The sequence below is a fragment of the Levilactobacillus humaensis genome, from assembly GCF_024345185.1.
Taxonomy (GTDB): Bacteria; Bacillota; Bacilli; order Lactobacillales; family Lactobacillaceae; genus Levilactobacillus; species Levilactobacillus humaensis.
The window spans coordinates 1-17,769 of sequence record NZ_BROB01000006.1 but is presented as its reverse complement, the minus strand read 5'-3'; the positions used below and the strand labels follow the sequence as shown (position 1 = coordinate 17,769).

Here is a 17,769-nt window from a genome sequence, read left to right as displayed (position 1 = left end):
TAAAATAGAGAAATCAACTTATTTTTAATGACGAAAGGAAAGTGTTTGGATGGATTCTTCGTTAACTTTTAGGACTGGAATCAAGGACGTCCTCCCGACTGTCTTTGGGTATATCGGTGTGGGTCTCGCCTTCGGGATCGTGGCCCACACCAGCCACCTGGGACTCTGGATGGTCGCCGGACTTTCCTTTATCGTGTATGCCGGGTCCGCCCAGTTCATTATTACAAGTATGCTGTTGGCCCAGGATCCTATTACCTCAATCATCCTCTCCACCTTCCTGGTCAACTCCCGGATGATTCTCATGAGTACCAGCCTGGCACAGTATTTTCGACACGAGTCACTGACCCGCAATATTCTCTTAGGGTCACTGGTGACCGACGAAACCTTTGCCCTGGCTATGAACAAGCAGAACCACACCGCGGGCAAACTCAGCTTTGCCTGGCAGTCCGCCGCCAACCTCATCGCTTACTTGGTCTGGGGTGTCGCAACTCTCGTAGGGGCCTACCTAGGTGGCTTGATTAAGAACCCTGACCAGTTCGGGTTCGACTTTGCCCTCACGGCCATGTTCATTGGGTTGGTCTATCTCCAACTGATCAGTGATCGTAAGCTTGGGGTTCGCCTGCAACTCTTGGTAATGGCCTTCGTCGCCCTCATTTACTACTTCGCGATTGGTCTGATCAGTGAAAATATGGCCCTACTCGTCGCCACCGCGGCCGGTTGCCTCTTTGGAATGGAGATGAAGAAATGTCGTTAACGGAACTCTGGATCATTCTTGGTTGTGCCGCGGTGACGCTCTTGTCCCGGGTCCTGCCGTTCGTCTTCGTTAAACAGCTCCAGATGCCCGATTGGCTACTGAGTTTTCTCACCTTCGTCCCGATTACCATCATGACCGCCCTCACCTGTCAGGGCCTCTTCATTGCCCATCCTGGGCACCTGGCGACGGTTAACTGGGAAAATCTCTGGGCTGCCATCCCCGCCACGATTGCCGGCATCCTCACCAAGAGTCTCTTGGCCGTGGTGATTGTCGGCATTGCCGCAATGGCCTGCCTGCGTTACTTTGGCATTTAACGCTTAAAAAACGAAAGGATTCGGAAATTACTCTGAATCCTTTTTTCGTCTAAACGTCCTTAGGTAATACCAGATTGAGCACAATTCCTAAGACTGCAGCCACGGCCAGGCCAGAGAATTCATACTGACCGACCTTCAGGTAGGCATTGCCAATCCCAATCACCAGAATGGCCGAAGCAATCATCAGATTACGCTTTTTATTAAAATCGACATGTTTTTCAATCAAAATCCGTAGACCACTCGAGGCAATCACCCCAAACAGGAGAAAACTGATGCCCCCAATGACCGGGTTCGGAATACTTTCAATCAGCGCACTCAACTTGCCGACAAAACTGAAAATGATGGCAAACGTCGCTGCACCAATCAGCACGTAGACACTGTGTACCCGGGTGATGGCGAGCACGCCCACGTTTTCCCCGTAAGATGTCACCGGCGGTCCACCGACCAGACTGGCCACAATCGAGGCTAAACCGTCCCCAGCCAGCGTGTGATGCAACCCGGGATCTTTGAAGAAGTCGCGGTGCGTCAGTTCATTTAAGACCGTGATGTGTCCAATGTGTTCTGTCATGGTCACGAAGGCAATCGGTGCCAAACTCAGGACGGCTCCCCAATAGAAGTGTAGTGGGTAACTGACACCCGGAATCTCAAACTTCGGTAACTGGAACCACGCCGCATCCAAGACTGGTTGAAAGTTAACCAAACCGGCCATCACCGCGATGAGGTACCCCACCACGATGCCCAGTAGAATCGGGACTAACGCTAGAACCCCCCTCAAGTAAAGGTTGAACCCGACCGTCAGGAGTAACGTTGCCATGGCCACCGCGAAGAACTGCCAGTGATACGTTCCCTGGCTGTCGACCGTCGCCTTTTGGGCGGCACTGCCGGCCAGAGAAAGACCGATGACCATCACCATCGGTCCCACCACGATCGGTGGCAGTGCCCGATTAATCCAGTCCGACCCGATGAGTGCCACGAGTAGCGCCACAATCAGATAAACCAGTCCCACCGCCATGGTCCCCTGAGCGATACCGGGATAACCGGTGGTCTTCATTAGGGCAATCATGGGCACGATAAACGAAAAACTCGATCCCATATATGCTGGAATCTTTCCCCGCGTAATCAGAATGTACATTAGAGTCCCGACCCCGGAGCTAAAGAGCGCAATCCCCGGATTCAACCCCACTAGAATGGGGACAAGAACGGTAGATCCAAACATCGAAAATAAGTGCTGTAACGATAAGCCGAACCACTGACCCCAGCTGGGGCGCTCCCAAATATCAATCAGGGCGTCCGGGTTGCGATAACGCTGTGTTGACATGTTCCTGACCCTCCAGTCTCATTATAAAAAAATAGCGAACACATTCCGTAAGGAAGCGCGTTCGCCAATTAGCCAGGCAACTATCGCCAGGAATCGAACCCTTCACCGCCTCACGGGACGTTGTTAAAGGAACTAAATTTTTATTAGTATACCGGCCGAAATGCCGGTGTGTCAAGCGTTATCGTTTTGCCCGTTAATCCTCTAAGCCAACAAGTCGGTTAGTCAGTAACCATCCGCCAGTTACCTTCACTGGCCTTAGAAATGTCGTTCAAAAACTTAAGGACGCGTTTGGCCCGATCCGGCTTTTGCTGGTGCAGCAGATTCAAGCCCTCTCCCGTAATCAGTGGGTCACTTAACCGGAAGTCGCCATGACTGGCATCCCCGGTAGCGAAGGCTACCACCGTTTCTCCAGACTCGATCTGCGTCGTTAGGAAAAACATGGTGAAGTCGTCATCATCCGTCATGTAGGCTGGCATAGCCCAGATATCTGGGGCAATCTCCTGCATTTCACCGTCGAGAAACTTGAATTCCTTGTGATTGGCCTGCGTGACCGGTTCCTTAAGAACCAGCATCATTTGACCAAATTCGGCATCGCCGAGTTGAATATTATCCTTCATCCGTTACAACTCCTTACATAATCTATGAGGATCGTTAACAAAAAGTGACAATCAGTCATAAAGGTCCCCCATCCCCGGATGAATAACCGGTGGAACGGCGGACCTTTATTTTAGACTTAATAAAGCCGCATTAGTGGGCCAATTTAACGGCCACGCGTTGACCAAAGAACAAGCCAACAACAAATAATGCACTAGCTGTGATCCACGTCTTCATGGGGCGACTCCCTTCGTGTGGTGGTCGAACCCACATGTTCTTGGGTTCGAAGCTCACCTAATTCTTGGCGAATTTCACCGAGAATTTCTAATTGGAACCGGGCAATCTCCATGGTGTGAGGCACTTGGTTTTGCGCCAAGTGATCCACCTTTGCATGGAGTAACCGGAGTTCGTGTTCTGACTTCAAATTTACGTGATAGTCGTTTTCAGCCATCATGCGGTCCCGATCAGCCGACCGGTTTTGACTCATCATGATGATGGGGGCTTGAATGGCCGCCACACAACTAAGCACTAAATTTAACAGAATGAAGGGGTAGTTGTCAAAGTTGATGCCAAATAAGTGGAGCCCATTGACAAACATCCAGGCCAATAACACAATCATAAAGGCCAAGATGAACCCCCAAGACCCCCCAAAGTGCGCCACGTCATCGGAAACCTTTTGCCCAAAGGTTAAGCTCTCCGTCAAGGTTTCGTTAACATCGACAATATCGTAGTCGTCGCTCTGTAAAGCCTTGGTTAACTTGTTATTAATCTTTTTCGTTTGCTTGAGATCGGCGTTAATCATGGCGTCGACATGTTCCAACCGATACTTTAACAGGTGATGGCCACAAATATAGTCCCCTGGCTGAGACTGAGGAAACTCCCGCTTGATCCGATTTCTCAGACCGGCATCGAGTTCTGCCAATTGCAGGCTCGTTTCGAGCGAGACCGGTTCCCCATCCACCAGACAGGTTAGTTGATTTTCAGTTGTCATTTGGACTCACTCCTTAGTGCCGTCACTAAAGCTTCCCAATCTGCTGGAAAGGGACTGATAAATTTGCGAGGTTCTCCGCTAAAGGGATCCGTAAAGGCCAGCAGGCGTGCATGCAAAGCCTGTCGATCGATGCCCGGATTGGCTGGACCCGCGTACAGGTCATCCCCAATCAAGGGGTGACCAATCGAGGCAAAATGTGCCCGAATCTGATGCGTCCGGCCCGTATGTAATTGCACCTCAACCAGTGTTGCGGCAGCAAAACGCTCACGCACCCAATACTCCGTTAAGGCCGGCTTTCCTTCTGGTGATACCATCTGGTTAAAGCCACCGGGATCACTGGCTAGCGGGGCGTCAATCGTCCCATGGTCATCCTTAACCTGGCCACTCACAATGGCAAAGTATCGCTTCTGAAGCCGCTTGTCCGCCTGCATTTGACTGGCAAGACTGTTGGCTAACCGGTGCCGAGCCACCCAGACCACGCCACTCGTGAAGCGGTCCAGCCGGGTCAAAATGTGGGGCACTTGATTCTCAGCGTTGGTAGCCTGCCAATGCCCCTTGATGCGGTTCACCAAGGTATCTGTTCGATTAGCGGGACCGGGAACGACGTTGAGGCCGGCAGGCTTGTCGACCAAGAGCCAATCACGATTCTCGAAGAGCACGTCAATCGGCACGTCACTGGTGGCCACACTATCGTCAGCAACCTCGGGGGGTAAGTCCACCTGAACCGTGTCCCCAACTAGGAGATCGACGGCTGGACTGGCCTGCTTCCCATTAACGCGAATGATTCCCTGTGCCTTTAAATCACTATAAACCCGGTGACTGAGGCCTTGCTGATTCAAAAATTTTTTCATACTGGATACGGGTGCCTGCACCCGCCAAGAAAGTTCCATCGTTTGTTTGCCCCCTACCTAGTCATCGACGACGTCAAACAGCCAATCGAGCTCATCATTGCGGTGATCCAACCATTCCGGATGGTCCACCAATCCGGTATTAATCCGAACAATTCGCCCGGCAAAAGGTGTTCGGAGTACAAGTCCATCTTTGGCACCCTTGACCGTCATGAATGGTGTCCCAAGTTCTAAGTTCCCCGACTTAACCAACCACGCAATTTGCGTGACCGGACCCAAGAGCTCCCGACCGTCGTCGGCAAAACCAATCCGAATAACGCCCGCTTCTTGCGGCGCTAACCACAAGGCACTGGCGCTTAATTCTGCTTTGTCAATCATTCCTGTCACCCCTCACCTTTCGTCTGACTTCTCATTAAGTTTCATTTTAACATAGGCCCATAATCCGCGGGAATTATTTACCACCTCTTAACCTAAAATGGGTATAATAGGAGCAATAAGGGGGTGTGGACACCATGATGATGTCACACAATAGTCTCACGGGGACGCTGATTTTAATTACCGGCGTATTACTTTTGATTTTTATCGCGGTCAAGCTCTATCCGGCCATGAAGAAAGACCACGATGCGACGGTGCTACTCGCCATTTTCTCAGTGATTGGCGTGGCACTAGTTGGCATGGGCGGTTGGCTCTGCATCTAGACTTTGGTCTAAGAAAGGTTTCATCACAATGACTTTCTGTCGTTGCGATGAGACCTTTTTCATGTCGTCATTTATTTCAAATACTGTCCGGTGACGGAGCGTTCAACGGCCGTAACGCCCGCTACTGGCCCGCTGTATAAGATTTCGCCACCCTTAGACCCGCCGTCTGGACCGATATCAATCAGCCAGTCCGCACTACGCATCACATCCAGGTTGTGTTCGATTACAATGACCGTGTTGCCACGGTCTACCAGTCGATTAATAATCCCGATAATCACTTTAATGTCGGCCGCATGGAGTCCCGTCGTGGGCTCGTCTAAGATATAGAGATTACCCTTCTTGTTGAGTTCCTTGGCAATTTTCAGCCGTTGCCCTTCCCCACCAGACAAAGTGCTGAGGGGTTGGCCTAAAGCGAGATAATCTAATCCGACCTCTTGTAAATGGGCAAGTTTCTTTGCCACCTTGGTATCGGCAAAGAAGGTGCTGGCTTCTTCCACCGTCATTGCCATAATTTCTTGAATGTTTTGACCGCGAAGTTGATATTGCAGTACCTGAGGATCGAAACGACCACCATGGCAAACGGGACATTCGATCGTTGCGTTTTCCATAAAGGAAAGATTTAATTCAAGCGTTCCCTTCCCCTGACATTTAGGACAAGCCCCCGCAGAGTTGGCACTGAACAGGCTGTCACTGACGTTATTGGCCGTTGCCAACTGTTCCCGGATATCGTTGAGCACCCCCATATAAGTGGCTGGATTCGACCGACTATTGGCATGGAGTGGCCGCTGCGTAATCTGAATGGCCTCAGGATGTTCCTGCGCAAAGACTTGTTCGACCAAGGTACTCTTGCCGGAACCTGCCACCCCGGTGATGACGGTAAACAGGCCCTTCGGAATCGCCAGGGCAACGTTCTTCAAGTTATGCCGTGAACTTGGCTGACTCGTTAAAAAGTCCTGGGCCTGTCGAGGTGTGGGATTGATCGGCAAATGGCGATTGAGATACCGGGCCGTCAAGGTATCTGAGTCACGTAAGGCGTCGTAGGTCCCCGTAAACATCACCTGACCCCCATGAATCCCGGCACCCGGCCCCATGTCAACGACATAGTCCGCCACCTGTATCACATCGGGATCGTGTTCAACCACCAGCACGGTATTTCCTTTGTCCCGCAATCGACAGAGGAGATCATTGAGGCGATGAACATCACGCGGATGAAGTCCCGTACTGGGTTCATCCAAGATGTAGAGCATCCCCGTCAGACTATTGGCCAAATACTTCACGGTCTTCACCCGCTGCGACTCACCGCCGGACAAGGTCGTGGTCTCTCTGGTCAGGCTCAAATAATCCAAGCCCACATCGACTAGACCTTGGACGCGCTCGCGGATGCCCGCGATCAGTCCCGCCATTGGGGCCTCATCAAAGGTGGTCAGTACTTCTAACAGCTCATCGAGTTGCAGTGCCGTGAAGTCGTAGATGTTATAGCCCTTAATCTTAGCCGCCAACACTGACGGGTTGAAACGTTTGCCCTCACAGGTTGGGCAAGGTTGCATGGTCGCAAACTTTTCAATTTTCTTGCGGGCACCCTCGGTGTTACCCTTGCCGTTCTTCAAGTTCTGCCGCGTGAATTGCCGAATCAGGCCTTCGAAGTTCACGTTGAAGATGGTCTCCTTAAACGCCACTGTTACTGGACATTCGCCATTTAAGAGGCGTTCTCTCGTCTCCGCCGAATAGTCCGCTATTGGAAGATCTAGATCAAACCAGCCGGTAGCCTTTAATGCCTGGTATTGAAACCCTTTCGGTCCATAGCCAGGTAACTGGATAGCCCCTTCGGCAATCGATAAGTGATCGTCTAAGATGGCCGATTCATCAATCCGATAAGTCTTGCCAATTCCCTCACAGTCGGGACACATCCCCGCTGGATCGTTAAAAGAAAAGGCATTGCTTCCCGAGCCATACTGGGGACGGCCAAAGCGTGAGAACAGAATACGAAATAGGGCACTGATATCACTGACCGTTCCCAAAGTTGAACGCGCATTGCCACCAAGGGGCTTCTGATCAATCACAATGGCCGGTGATAGATTGTGAACCGCATCTACATCCGGTCGCTGATAATGAGGCAGGTACAACCGTGTAAAGCTGTCATATGTACTGTTAAGCTGACGTCCCGCCTCCTGGGCAATCGTCTCGAAGATAATCGAGGACTTCCCTGAACCCGACACGCCGGTAAAGACCGTCAGTTGGTTCTTGGGAATCTTCAAACTCACATTCTGTAAGTTGTTTTCCCGGTCATTAATAATCTCGATAAAATCTGAATTAGCCATCCTGGACCTCCTCGCAAAACCTGAGCAACACAGCTAAAATAGCGTATCACAATCTAGTTCATCATCAAAGTAAGTTGGCTTATGAATCATCACTAAGTGGTCATATCGCCGATAGTAGCCAAAAGGCGGCCGAAACTTGGTTCCAGCCGCCTATGAGAATCATTCTTGGCAACGACAATTAGTCATCCTTGACCGCCAAGAATCCCCGAATTTCATTCATAAATTGTTCCCCATACTTAGCTAACTTGCTTTGGCCCACACCCTTGACTGCGAGGAAGGCCTCGTCCGTTTGGGGTTGGTCCGCGCACATTGCACGTAACGCCTTATCCGAAAAGATCACAAACGGTGGCACGTGTTGTTGTTCGGCTAACGTATGTCGTAAGCCACGTAACCGTTGGAAGAGTTCGTCATCCACCGGAGCCAGCCGTTTAGCCTGACGGGCCATCTTGCGGTAAACCTGGGTCCCTCCCCGCAAGACCTCACCACCTTGTTCGGTCACTTGAAGAATTGGGTATTGTCCACCCACAGCATTCAGGTAGCCCGTTGCCGTTAGAAAATCAATCAGCTCACTAACTGTTTTCTGGCGTTCGGAAGCCATGATGCCATAGGTCTTCACGTCTTCCAGGTGATTCTCGCGAATCCGTTGGTTGTTGGACCCCGTCAGGACCTGAGCCGCGATACTCCTGCCATAACGTGAGCGCAGTCGCATCACGCAGGACAACACCTTCTGAGCGTCCAGTGTGATATCCTGTTGTTCCCGATCGTCACGACAATTACTACAACGGCCACACGGCTCGGATTTTTCGCCAAAATAAGCCAGAATAAACTGTTGCAGGCAATCTTCAGTATTGGCATACTGACTCATCACCTGCAGCTTCTGATACTCCCGTTGCTTGTGATCATCGTCTCGTTCGGACTGGTCAATGAAGAAGTGTTGAATCTGGAGGTCTTGGGCCCGGAAGAGCAAGATGGCTTCACTGGGTAGACCATCTCGTCCGGCTCGCCCAGCCTCTTGATAGTAAGCTTCAAGGGTACCAGGCACCTGGGCATGAATCACGAAGCGTACATTGCTCTTGTCGATCCCCATCCCGAAGGCATTGGTGGCCACCATTACTTGAATCCGATCGTAGAGAAAGTCCTCTTGGTTTTGACGACGAACGTCATCATCAAGACCCGCGTGATAGGCAGCCGCCTTGACGTGGTGCCGGCCTAACATCGCCGTTAATCGGGTAACTTCTTTACGGGTGCTGGCGTAAATAATGCCAGTTTCCCCTTCATTTACTTTTAAATAATCTAAAATATAGCGATCTGTATCTTGGTCCTTGACCACGGTTAAATCCAGGTTGTCCCGAGCAAAGCCGGTATTGACCTCATTTTGGGGATCAATCTTGAGTTGCTGACAGATATCTGCCGCTACCTGAGTCGTCGCCGTCGCCGTGAGGGCGAGCACCTGCGGCCGTGTTGGCAGTTGCTCAATGGCCGTGCTCAATGCTAAATAACTAGGCCGGAAGTCATGGCCCCACTGTGAAATACAGTGCGCTTCATCCACGGCCAACAGATCGACGGGTAATTGCCCCAATGCTGCCAAAAAGGCGGCAGAATCGAGTCGTTCAGGCGCCACGTAGAGTAACTTGTAATCTCCTCGATGGAGCGCGGCCAGTCGATCCTGAATCTCCGGCCATTCCAGCGAGCTGTTAATAAAGGTTGCTGGCACGCCGCTATCATTTAAAGCATCAACTTGATCCTTCATCAGAGAGATTAGCGGCGACACAACAACGGTAATGCCATTGAAGAGCAAAGCCGGGATCTGATAACAGAGCGACTTTCCCCCACCCGTGGGCATGATTGCCAGACTACTCTCGCCTGAAAGGACATGCTCAATCACGGCCCGTTGTCCCGGCCGGAAGGTGTCATACCCGAAGGTCGTTTTTAAAATTTTTTGTGCAGCCGTTAAGTCCATTAATGCTTACTCCTTTTAGTCACTGGTCCCATTTTACTGGCAATTAGTCGCCCTGACAACTAATGAATTTATTCGGTAAACGGCAAAAATGGTTGACAGCTAAGATCAATTCGCCTATAGTGAACTAAATTGTGTGCAATTAAACGGCGAAATATTAGGAGGAATCAGGTATGAACGTGTCGGATCAGTCGTTGGCCAACCAGCTTTGCTTTGCGCTTTATCGCGCCAGTCGTCTCTATATCAAACTTTATCAGCAAGCCCTCCAGCCATTTGCACTGACCTATCCACAATACCTGGTTCTTCGCATGTTGTGGGAGGCTGACCATCAACCGCTCCATACTTTGGGCACCCAACTCGACTTCGGCAGTAATACCTTAACGCCCCTCCTACGCCGCATGGAGCAACGTGGCTGGATTCAGCGTCGTCCGGTAGCTACCGATCGCCGACAACTGATCATTCACCTCACCGATCAGGGACGTCAGGCGCAAGTGCCGGTCGGCCAGGCCATTCAACAACTGACCGCACAACAACAACTTTCACCCACCGAGGGTCAACTGGCGTTACTGGAAAATCAAGCTATTATCGCTGATCTCCAACGCCTGCTGGCTCACCAATCAATCATTAAAGAAAAATGAGGAACCACTTCAATTCCCCTAGTTATCAATGCTATAATATTGATCAAAAGGAGTGCTGCATTCATGGAAAAAAGAATAAAAGGCTCATGTACAACGATTTTAGTCGGTAAAAAAGCGTCACTAGATGGTTCCACAATTATCTCACGGAACGATGACGGTCACGAGGCGCTTGATCCAGAACGCTTTGTTGTCGTTAATCCTAGCGACCAACCTACCAATTACAAGGCGGTTATCAGTGGTGTTGAAGTTAAATTACCCGATAACCCAATGCGTTACACCTCTATTCCTAACTCAATTCTGACTAATGGTATCTGGCCAGCCGCCGGTATCAACAGTGAGAATGTGGCCATGTCCGCAACCGAAACCATTACCACGAACTCCCGCATCTTAGGTATTGACCCTTACGTTGCCGGTGGTATTGGTGAAGAAGACCTCGTTACCTTGGTTCTGCCTTACATTCACAGCGCCCGTGAAGGTGTTGAACGTTTAGGTAGCCTACTTAAAGAATACGGGACCTACGAACCAAACGGTATTGCCTTCTCTGACCATGACGAAATTTGGTGGTTAGAAACCATCGGTGGTCATCACTGGGCTGCTAAGCGCATCCCCGATGACGCCTACGTGGTTGCCCCTAACCGGATGAACATCGACGACTTTGACTTTGCTGCCGATGACACGCTGGCTTCTGACGATTTGGAAGACCTGATCGCCAAATACCAATTGAACCCTGACTTCAAGGGTGTTAACCTGCGTCACATTTTCGGGAGTGCTTCCACCAAGGATACGGTTTACAACAACCCCCGTGCCTGGTTCGGTCAAAAGTACTTCAACCCAGAAATCGAACAAGATCCACAAGGCCAAGACTTACCATTTATCTGCCATGCTAACCGTAAGATTTCGATTGAAGACGTGAAATTCGTGCTGAGTTCTCACTACGAAAACACGAAGTATGACGTTTATGGTCACGGCTCTGAAGACGACAAGAAGCTCTTCCGTCCAATCGGGATCAACCGGAACCACGACGTTCACATCTTGCAAATCCGGAACAACGTGCCAGAAAGTATCGGCGGAATTCACTGGTTAGCCTTCGGTGCCAACACGTTCAACACGGTTGTCCCATTCTACGCTAACGTTGATGATACACCAGCCGTTTACAAGGATGCCGATGGCACCTTCAACATGAACCACATGTACTGGCTCAGTTGTACCGTTGCTCTGCTGGGAGACACCGACTACGACCTGTACGTCGACTTCCGGAACACGTATGCTCTGCAAGCAATGTCAGCTTATCGTGAAATACAACATGCCACTGATGCCGCCATCCAAGATGGTGCCGACGTTAAGTCCACGTTGCTGGATGCCAACGAAAAGTTGTCCCAAGAATCCTTCACTCGGACCACGAAGTTATTGGGCGACATGGTCACCTTTGGTTCCGAACACATGAAGCTTCGTTACAACTTGAACGACTAATTTAAACTGTCTCACGGCTCGTTTCCCATCTTCGGAAACGGGCTTTTTTAGTTTTCGCGACACCAATTATTATCTCGTAAACGGGTGCGGAAGGCCTCCATGGCCCAGGTCACCCGTGCTTCATTGGTTAAAGCGAGCGGTGGTGTCGGCAGATCCTGGTTCCTTGAGATGGGTGAGACAGGCGGTTGAGTCGTCGTCATGGAATGCCTCCTAATGGCTAATTTAATCTTTCTTGTCAGTATAACTACCTTAACCTATGGCCGTATAGACCGAAACGTAAACTCCTTACAAGTCTCCCAATGGAACCGACACCAATGCTAGTTTACCGGATCAAAAAGGCCCGGAAAAGTTCCGAGCCACCAGCCAACCTAGAAGGTCAGCTCATATTCAAATTTTAATTTCTTGTAATAGTCCTGTTCAATAAAATCGGTCGGACGCACATCGCCACCGGGTTTATCGAAGTAAGCGACCCCAGCTTGCTTCAACATCTTATAGACAAACTGAGAACAAAACATAATGTTAGGCTTGGCCGAATGCTTGGAGACGAGGCCTACCATGTTGTAGGCGCTCCCCTCGCGGTTAATCTCGGCAATCTTATCAATCACGAATTGCTTCTGCGCCACGGTCACCGGCAGACTATACACCAGAATAGACGCGCCAGCCTTCTGATGGAAGAATTCCAGCGTTTCAGCATTCATCCCCGGTGGATAGACGTTGTCACCCCCGTTGTAACTGATGATGGTCGCCAGATCCCGGTCAAATGCCAGGGACACGTGATTGAACTGCTTGCGCGTTACCACAGAGATCATTTCGCTGGCCGCACTCCCCGTGTTGGAAACCGCTAAATACAGCCGTTGGTCATCTAAAGTGGCCGTCGCGGCCTCGAAATAATCCTCGGTCAAGGTGCCATGATTGATATAACGGGTGGCACTGTGCCGTGGTAAATCCGCCAGAATCGTCTTGAGATGAGCCACAGAAACCTTGTCCTTGGCATCGGTGGTTGCGGCCAAGACCGACCGTAATTTATCGGTATCGTGCCGCATTTCATCAAAACTAACCGTAGCGAACTCCTCCACGGTCGGCAGATAAAATGCCGTCTGGTTATTTGTCGTCACAAATCGCTCTACCCATAGGGGAAAGAGGAGCATCACCACACCCAGTGCCTTGGCTGGAAAGTACATCACCGTCTGGCCCCGTAGCGGGAAGACGCCGACAGAAACAAAGACAATCTGCAAGGCCAGTAGTAGGCCATAAATCCCGATAAGCCCCAGCTTGGCACCTTTAGGAAAATGGGCCAAGATTGTCCGCATGATCATCACTGCCGCTAGATAGGTATAGACGATAATCAGGATGGGGAGATTGCCCAAGAGGAACAGGCTCACCAGGAGAATCCACCCCATCCCCTTAATTTGAATCGATTGAAAGTAGTTTAGCAGTTCAGTCATGCTGGTCTCCTCACCTTATCAAATACGAAAGGACCCCCGCGGTGTTCCGCCGGAGGTCCTGACTTGCTTCAAAGTTAGCCGCTCACATTGGTAGTCTCAGTATACCATAGACTTTAATCTTCGAAACCGACTTTCCAGTCGACTCAAAAACGGGAACCCCTCATGGGCTCCCGTTTCGTTTTAAACTTTAATTATTTAACAGCCTCTGCAACAGCTGCAGTGACCGCCGACTTTTCGGCTTCAATCAAGTCTACGCGACTCTCGATGACCTTGATGTCCATCTGAATTTCACGGGTCAAACCTGGGGTGTTGATCTTAGGTTCGAAGAAGGCCTTGAATTCTGCCAATCGTTCTGGTGTCCCGAAGATACGAGAGATGAAGGTGATGAAGGTACTGAATTCCATATCCCCACCAACCGTGTCTTCCAGCCATTGCCAGTCAGTCCGAATCCAATCCCAGGCCGCTTGTTCGCCACGGTCGTTACGCAGAACGCCGTAGAACCATGACCGCAAGTCTTGGGGCTTAACGGTGTCGGTATCTTCAAAAATACCAACCAAGCGCGTGATTTGTTCGGGGTCAGTCGTGGCCGTTACCGCGTAGGTCAGGTCAGACTTGTAGCTGGCATTGCTGGTTGCCCGGTAGGCTGCCAGTAAGTCGCTAATCAAGGCAGCACTGCCGAAATGCTTAACTTCATTACGAATAATCAGGAAACGCGTCGAGGCTGGTAAGCTCTCCAAGTGATCCCTGTTAGCCGTGAACAAGTCATGGGCGGCCGCAACCGCTGCCGGGTTCTCAGCATATAAGGCGGCACTCAGCACTGTTGGCCGGATTAACTGGTCATCGAGACTGTCAGAGTCGCGATCATCCCAACCCAAACGGGCAACTTGACCGGCACTCAGTTGATCAAAGTAAGCCTTCACTTGGGTCTCTTCAGCTGAACCTGGCGTGACGAATTTCTTCAACTCGCCAGCGATGGCGTACAGTGACGTGGCAACCAATGTCGATTGGTTATCGGCAAAACGCGTCAACAGTGGAACTAAGGTCCCGTAAGAAATCTGACGGCCTTCGGCTAAGAGCTGAAGGTCTTGCAGAATTTGATGCTGGGTAATGCTGTCGAAGTCATCCACGTGATCCAGAATGTCTTGCAGCAACGTGTCGTCGTAAGCCACGATAAAGTGGGAGTTGTTCCCAACATTTAAGCGGAACGGCTTGCCACTGGCTTGACGTAGCTGGGCGTAATCCCCAACGACAACCTCGTGATCCTTTAAGAGGACGGGAGCGGCATCGTAGTTGCTGTTCAATGGCACTTGCCATTGACGGCCAACCTCTTGGCCTTCACCAATGAAGAATTGCTTCTGGGACAACGTCAATTGCCCGTCGACAACCTTAGCGGAAACGACTGGATAACCCGGTTGTTCCAACCAAGAGTTCATGACGGCCCCAACGTCCATCCCGGAGGCGTCACCCAAGGCCGCCCAGAGGTCATCCCCCGTGGCATTGCCGTAGTGGTGAGCGGCAAAGTAGGCCTTCAAGCCCTTGCGTAAGGCATCGTCCCCAATCAGCGTCCGGACCATGACTAACATCCGAGCACCCTTGGCGTAAACGATGGCACTGTCGAAGATGGCGTCAATTTCGGCGGGGTCTTCAACCTGAACGTGGACGGGTTGAACCCCATCCGTTGCGTCCCGTTGCAGAGCCATCGGAACGTCAGAAGTCTGGAACATCTCCCAGACATGCCAGTCGGGTTCGATGGCGTCGATCGCCACGTATTCCATCATGTTGGCAAAACTCTCGTTAAGCCAGAGGTTGTCCCACCATTTCATGGTGACGAGGTCCCCGAACCATTGGTGCGCCAGTTCGTGAGAGATCACCGTGGCAACTAACATCTTCATGTCAGGCGTCGTGTTGTCAGGGTCTAAGACCAGGTAAGCTTCCCGGTAAGTGACCAGCCCCCAGTTCTCCATGGCCCCGGCTGAGAAGTCAGGTAAGGCCAATTGCCATGAATGTGGTAGTGGGTATGGTGTCTGGTAGAAATCTTCGTAGAATTCGATTGAGCGCTTAGCAATGTCTAAGGCGAAGTCGAGTTCGTTGGCTTGGTGCGCCTTCGTAGCGAAGACCCCAACCTGAACCCCACTCTTGGTAGTAGTCAATTTGCTTTGGAGATCCCCAAAGGCAAACGCAATCAGGTAGGTCGACATCCGAACTGTGGTGTCAAAGGTGTGGACGCCATTTTCAGTCTTCACTTCCGGCATGTTGCTGATAATCGTTTCGCCTTCATGTTCGTCAAAACTGATGGCCAGGTCAAAAGTGGCCTTGGCTTCGGGTTCGTCGACACATGGGAAGGCTTGACGAGCAGCCGTCGTTTCAAACTGCGTCCCGATGATCTGCTTTTTCTCCCCGTTTAATTCGTAGTAGGATGGGTAAATCCCCATCATGCTGTCGGTCAGGGGTGCCGTAAAGGCAATGGCCACGGTCGTTTCCCCGGTCTTGCCCAGGTCGATGTGGATGCCTTCGCTCTGGTCATCAAAGGTAAAGGGAACGGCTTGACCGTCGGCAGTTACCGACTGAATGGTCATAAACTTCTGGTGAACAGAAATTTTATTTTCCAAGGCGTCACCGGTGATGGTGGACGTCCCGGAGATTTCTTTGGTTTCGCGGTTAATATTTAATGCGATATCGTAATGGTTGGGTTGGAACATCTGATAAAAGTGTGTGGATTTTGTCATGATTTCCTCCTTGAATTATTAGAATAATCTCATTATACACTTTTGACCCCCTAGTGCCACGTGAGACGGTGGATCTTTTTTGGATGTGAAAAGCTGTTGGCAACAACCACTTCTGCTTGGTTGATGACAACAGCTTTTAGAGTCGACTGCTGAATTGACTTATCTCATAATTCCTTTAATTTGGTCGAAGTACTTAATTTTAGTCATATTGGCTAAATCTTCTTGATAGAATGCTAAGTTAGTCAACCCGAGGTCCTCACAGAGTCTCTTCGTCAGCCACTTTCCCCGCTCTTCAATCATCAGGTTGGCATTCGTGTAAAACTGTTTGAAGTCTTGACTGGTCTTGGGATAGACGCCATGTTTGAAGTGGTCTTGCCAAAGTTCCCCAACCTGACCACTTCCCTGATAAACATACGGCTGGAGAAAATACTGTTTAATAAACTTAGACCATTCCTCGGAACGCCGCTTGCCTTTAAGTTGACTCAGTGTAATGTCGAAGTAATCTCGAATACCAGCGTTGGTTCCTCTAAATTGATTGGTCTCAGCGTCCAGCGTCCAAAAATTGCCAATGGCTTGGGTCAGCTGAGCAAACCGTTCAATTTGGTCAAAGTTTTCCGCAATAATGGGAAACTCGCCAAAATTTTTGTCGCTTAGGAGTCTGCCATATTGCCGGTCAAGTTTTTCATCGGCGTCAATGCCGATTTTCTGGTAAATTTCATTTCTATCAGCTTCCGACATCGCCCTAATCGTCTGGGTAAAGGTCGTTTTAAAGGAGTTCATCGTATCTCCTTTAACGTTCTCATCGTTGGGCCACCCCAACTCGTCATAGATTGGACCGGCGACCTTATCCGGATCATGGTCGACTACTGCCAAAGGTGTCGTAAAGACGTTCGGTCGCGGTTCTTCCAACACTTCTCTTTTATAATCCAACCAAAGATCCAAGTGAGAGGTTTCCGGCGTCATCAACGCTAGTAGATAGAACTGTTTAAAATCAAACTCCCACGGTTTAACCGCGTGTTTCTCGCAAAGCCGCAACCAAGTTGTGACCCATTCCTCACTACTCATTTAAATTCCTCCCTTTGCGTGTTCTAGTTGTGCCGCCGCTTAATGGTGATTTCACATTCTTCGATTTGCTGCTTTTCCTGAATCAAGTGATCCGCCACCATGTGGTAAATAATTGCGGCGTCCTGCTCAAGGCCGAACACATCATAGATATCGCAAAGTGCGGGTAACCCGTTGGCCTTGGCATAGGCATTACACTCCTGAAGTAAGGCCACTGTTTTGTCCTCGACTTTCTCGTCCACAGCATGGTCATCATTTAAAAGATAATCCACGGTGTACTCTCCCAAAGTGTCATAGAGTTTCATCGCATACGTTGTTTTCTGCATCTCACCAAGGGTAATGATATTAACTGCCATTATTTAACCTCCGATTCGTTGACCACAACAACCATCAAAGAAAAGAAACACCCACTCACCTCGTCTTTCACTCTCTAATATACGCCGATTTTCAATTTTGTCAACTTAAAGGAGAATATTAATTGACAAAGATGCGAATAAAAAAAGGAACCCAGAGATGAAGTGCAATAGAAAAGTTAGACAAATAGTAATTTAATTTATGCTACTGAGGCTTGATTCCTATAATTTATAGGGCTCAAGCCTTTTGTCTTCATCGAAATTCGATCTTTATTGAACCAAT

The 17,769-nt window shown here is 50.1% G+C and carries 18 protein-coding genes; 5 read left to right on the top strand and 13 right to left on the bottom strand.

The genetic code is table 11. The annotated features are described in order from the left end of the window. The first annotated feature begins 49 nt into the window (after positions 1 to 49). Together OCU14_RS02970 and OCU14_RS02965 are read left to right on the top strand one after the other, a co-directional pair. Positions 50 to 754, top strand: a complete 705-nt coding sequence (locus OCU14_RS02970) for an AzlC family ABC transporter permease (RefSeq protein WP_261809744.1) — start codon at positions 50 to 52, stop codon at positions 752 to 754. Beyond that, positions 745 to 1,068, top strand: a complete 324-nt coding sequence (locus OCU14_RS02965) for an AzlD domain-containing protein (protein WP_261809743.1) — start codon at positions 745 to 747, stop codon at positions 1,066 to 1,068. The genes OCU14_RS02970 and OCU14_RS02965 overlap by 10 nt, the downstream gene beginning before the upstream one ends. Before the next feature lie 49 nt (positions 1,069 to 1,117). Here OCU14_RS02965 and OCU14_RS02960 read toward each other — a convergent pair whose 3' ends face one another. The 5 genes from OCU14_RS02960 to OCU14_RS02940 all read right to left on the bottom strand — a co-directional run bounded on the left by OCU14_RS02960 (position 1,118) and on the right by OCU14_RS02940 (position 5,197). Continuing rightward, positions 1,118 to 2,386, bottom strand: a complete 1,269-nt coding sequence (locus OCU14_RS02960) for a uracil-xanthine permease family protein (protein WP_261809742.1) — start codon at positions 2,384 to 2,386, stop codon at positions 1,118 to 1,120. 218 nt (positions 2,387 to 2,604) lie between these two features. Further along, the gene (locus OCU14_RS02955; protein ID WP_261809741.1) at positions 2,605 to 3,003 is read right to left on the bottom strand and encodes a hypothetical protein; all 399 of its coding nucleotides are present in this window, start codon (positions 3,001 to 3,003) and stop codon (positions 2,605 to 2,607) included. Positions 3,004 to 3,194: 191 nt separating this feature from the next. Beyond that, a complete protein-coding gene (locus tag OCU14_RS02950) occupies positions 3,195 to 3,971 on the bottom strand; it encodes a DUF1003 domain-containing protein (protein WP_261809740.1) in 777 nt (258 codons plus the stop codon). Beyond that, positions 3,968 to 4,861 (bottom strand): RluA family pseudouridine synthase, encoded by an 894-nt coding sequence (locus OCU14_RS02945; RefSeq protein ID WP_261809739.1) that lies wholly within the window; start codon positions 4,859 to 4,861, stop codon positions 3,968 to 3,970. Before OCU14_RS02945 ends, OCU14_RS02950 begins: the two co-directional genes overlap by 4 nt. 18 nt (positions 4,862 to 4,879) lie before the next feature. Continuing rightward, positions 4,880 to 5,197, bottom strand: coding sequence for a biotin/lipoyl attachment domain-containing protein (locus OCU14_RS02940; RefSeq protein WP_261809738.1), 318 nt, complete (start codon positions 5,195 to 5,197; stop codon positions 4,880 to 4,882). Between the two features lie 134 nt (positions 5,198 to 5,331). Here OCU14_RS02940 and OCU14_RS02935 point away from each other — a divergent pair, with 134 nt between their 5' ends. Further along, positions 5,332 to 5,517, top strand: coding sequence for a hypothetical protein (locus OCU14_RS02935; RefSeq protein ID WP_261809737.1), 186 nt, complete (start codon positions 5,332 to 5,334; stop codon positions 5,515 to 5,517). Positions 5,518 to 5,588: 71 nt separating this feature from the next. Here the strand turns inward: OCU14_RS02935 and OCU14_RS02930 are convergent, their stop codons facing one another. Both OCU14_RS02930 and recQ read right to left on the bottom strand, forming a co-directional pair. Then, on the bottom strand, positions 5,589 to 7,835 hold the full coding sequence (locus OCU14_RS02930; protein ID WP_261809736.1) for an ATP-binding cassette domain-containing protein: 2,247 nt from the start codon (positions 7,833 to 7,835) through the stop codon (positions 5,589 to 5,591). A gap of 178 nt (positions 7,836 to 8,013) precedes the next feature. Next, positions 8,014 to 9,795, bottom strand: coding sequence for a DNA helicase RecQ (gene recQ, locus OCU14_RS02925; protein ID WP_261809735.1), 1,782 nt, complete (start codon positions 9,793 to 9,795; stop codon positions 8,014 to 8,016). Positions 9,796 to 9,965: 170 nt separating this feature from the next. Here recQ and OCU14_RS02920 point away from each other — a divergent pair, with 170 nt between their 5' ends. After that, positions 9,966 to 10,430, top strand: a complete 465-nt coding sequence (locus OCU14_RS02920; protein WP_261809734.1) for a MarR family winged helix-turn-helix transcriptional regulator — start codon at positions 9,966 to 9,968, stop codon at positions 10,428 to 10,430. 63 nt (positions 10,431 to 10,493) lie between these two features. After that, the gene (locus OCU14_RS02915) at positions 10,494 to 11,900 is read left to right on the top strand and encodes a C69 family dipeptidase (RefSeq protein WP_261809733.1); all 1,407 of its coding nucleotides are present in this window, start codon (positions 10,494 to 10,496) and stop codon (positions 11,898 to 11,900) included. Positions 11,901 to 11,947: 47 nt separating this feature from the next. On the opposite strand, the gene OCU14_RS02910 is transcribed toward OCU14_RS02915, so the two are convergent. The 6 genes from OCU14_RS02910 to OCU14_RS11265 form a co-directional block, all read right to left on the bottom strand. Next, complete coding sequence (locus tag OCU14_RS02910) at positions 11,948 to 12,100, bottom strand: hypothetical protein (protein ID WP_261809732.1); 153 nt, start codon at positions 12,098 to 12,100, stop codon at positions 11,948 to 11,950. A gap of 168 nt (positions 12,101 to 12,268) precedes the next feature. Beyond that, positions 12,269 to 13,345: a hypothetical protein gene (locus tag OCU14_RS02905; protein WP_261809731.1), complete on the bottom strand. Its 1,077-nt coding sequence runs from the start codon at positions 13,343 to 13,345 to the stop codon at positions 12,269 to 12,271. 191 nt (positions 13,346 to 13,536) lie between these two features. Then, positions 13,537 to 16,071, bottom strand: a complete 2,535-nt coding sequence (locus OCU14_RS02900) for a M1 family metallopeptidase (RefSeq protein WP_261809730.1) — start codon at positions 16,069 to 16,071, stop codon at positions 13,537 to 13,539. Between the two features lie 159 nt (positions 16,072 to 16,230). Next, positions 16,231 to 17,136, bottom strand: a complete 906-nt coding sequence (locus tag OCU14_RS02895) for a hypothetical protein (protein ID WP_261809729.1) — start codon at positions 17,134 to 17,136, stop codon at positions 16,231 to 16,233. Between the two features lie 23 nt (positions 17,137 to 17,159). Continuing rightward, on the bottom strand, positions 17,160 to 17,489 hold the full coding sequence (locus OCU14_RS02890) for a hypothetical protein (protein WP_261809728.1): 330 nt from the start codon (positions 17,487 to 17,489) through the stop codon (positions 17,160 to 17,162). Between the two features lie 197 nt (positions 17,490 to 17,686). Then, positions 17,687 to 17,769, bottom strand: an 83-nt coding sequence (locus OCU14_RS11265; protein WP_373875067.1) for an IS3 family transposase, incomplete at its 5' end; no start/stop codon positions are given.

Coding starts and splice junctions, on each gene's coding strand:
- OCU14_RS02950 (WP_261809740.1), bottom strand. CDS start 3,971: ATGACAACTGAAAATCAACTAACCTGTCTGGTGGATGGGGAACCGGTC.
- OCU14_RS02905 (WP_261809731.1), bottom strand. CDS start 13,345: ATGACTGAACTGCTAAACTACTTTCAATCGATTCAAATTAAGGGGATG.
- OCU14_RS02955 (WP_261809741.1), bottom strand. CDS start 3,003: ATGAAGGATAATATTCAACTCGGCGATGCCGAATTTGGTCAAATGATG.
- OCU14_RS02970 (WP_261809744.1), top strand. CDS start 50: ATGGATTCTTCGTTAACTTTTAGGACTGGAATCAAGGACGTCCTCCCG.
- OCU14_RS02945 (WP_261809739.1), bottom strand. CDS start 4,861: ATGGAACTTTCTTGGCGGGTGCAGGCACCCGTATCCAGTATGAAAAAA.
- OCU14_RS02920 (WP_261809734.1), top strand. CDS start 9,966: ATGAACGTGTCGGATCAGTCGTTGGCCAACCAGCTTTGCTTTGCGCTT.
- OCU14_RS02915 (WP_261809733.1), top strand. CDS start 10,494: ATGGAAAAAAGAATAAAAGGCTCATGTACAACGATTTTAGTCGGTAAA.
- OCU14_RS02910 (WP_261809732.1), bottom strand. CDS start 12,100: ATGACGACGACTCAACCGCCTGTCTCACCCATCTCAAGGAACCAGGAT.
- OCU14_RS02960 (WP_261809742.1), bottom strand. CDS start 2,386: ATGTCAACACAGCGTTATCGCAACCCGGACGCCCTGATTGATATTTGG.
- OCU14_RS02930 (WP_261809736.1), bottom strand. CDS start 7,835: ATGGCTAATTCAGATTTTATCGAGATTATTAATGACCGGGAAAACAAC.
- recQ (WP_261809735.1), bottom strand. CDS start 9,795: ATGGACTTAACGGCTGCACAAAAAATTTTAAAAACGACCTTCGGGTAT.
- OCU14_RS02940 (WP_261809738.1), bottom strand. CDS start 5,197: ATGATTGACAAAGCAGAATTAAGCGCCAGTGCCTTGTGGTTAGCGCCG.
- OCU14_RS02935 (WP_261809737.1), top strand. CDS start 5,332: ATGATGATGTCACACAATAGTCTCACGGGGACGCTGATTTTAATTACC.
- OCU14_RS02965 (WP_261809743.1), top strand. CDS start 745: ATGTCGTTAACGGAACTCTGGATCATTCTTGGTTGTGCCGCGGTGACG.
- OCU14_RS02890 (WP_261809728.1), bottom strand. CDS start 17,489: ATGGCAGTTAATATCATTACCCTTGGTGAGATGCAGAAAACAACGTAT.
- OCU14_RS02895 (WP_261809729.1), bottom strand. CDS start 17,136: ATGAGTAGTGAGGAATGGGTCACAACTTGGTTGCGGCTTTGCGAGAAA.
- OCU14_RS02900 (WP_261809730.1), bottom strand. CDS start 16,071: ATGACAAAATCCACACACTTTTATCAGATGTTCCAACCCAACCATTAC.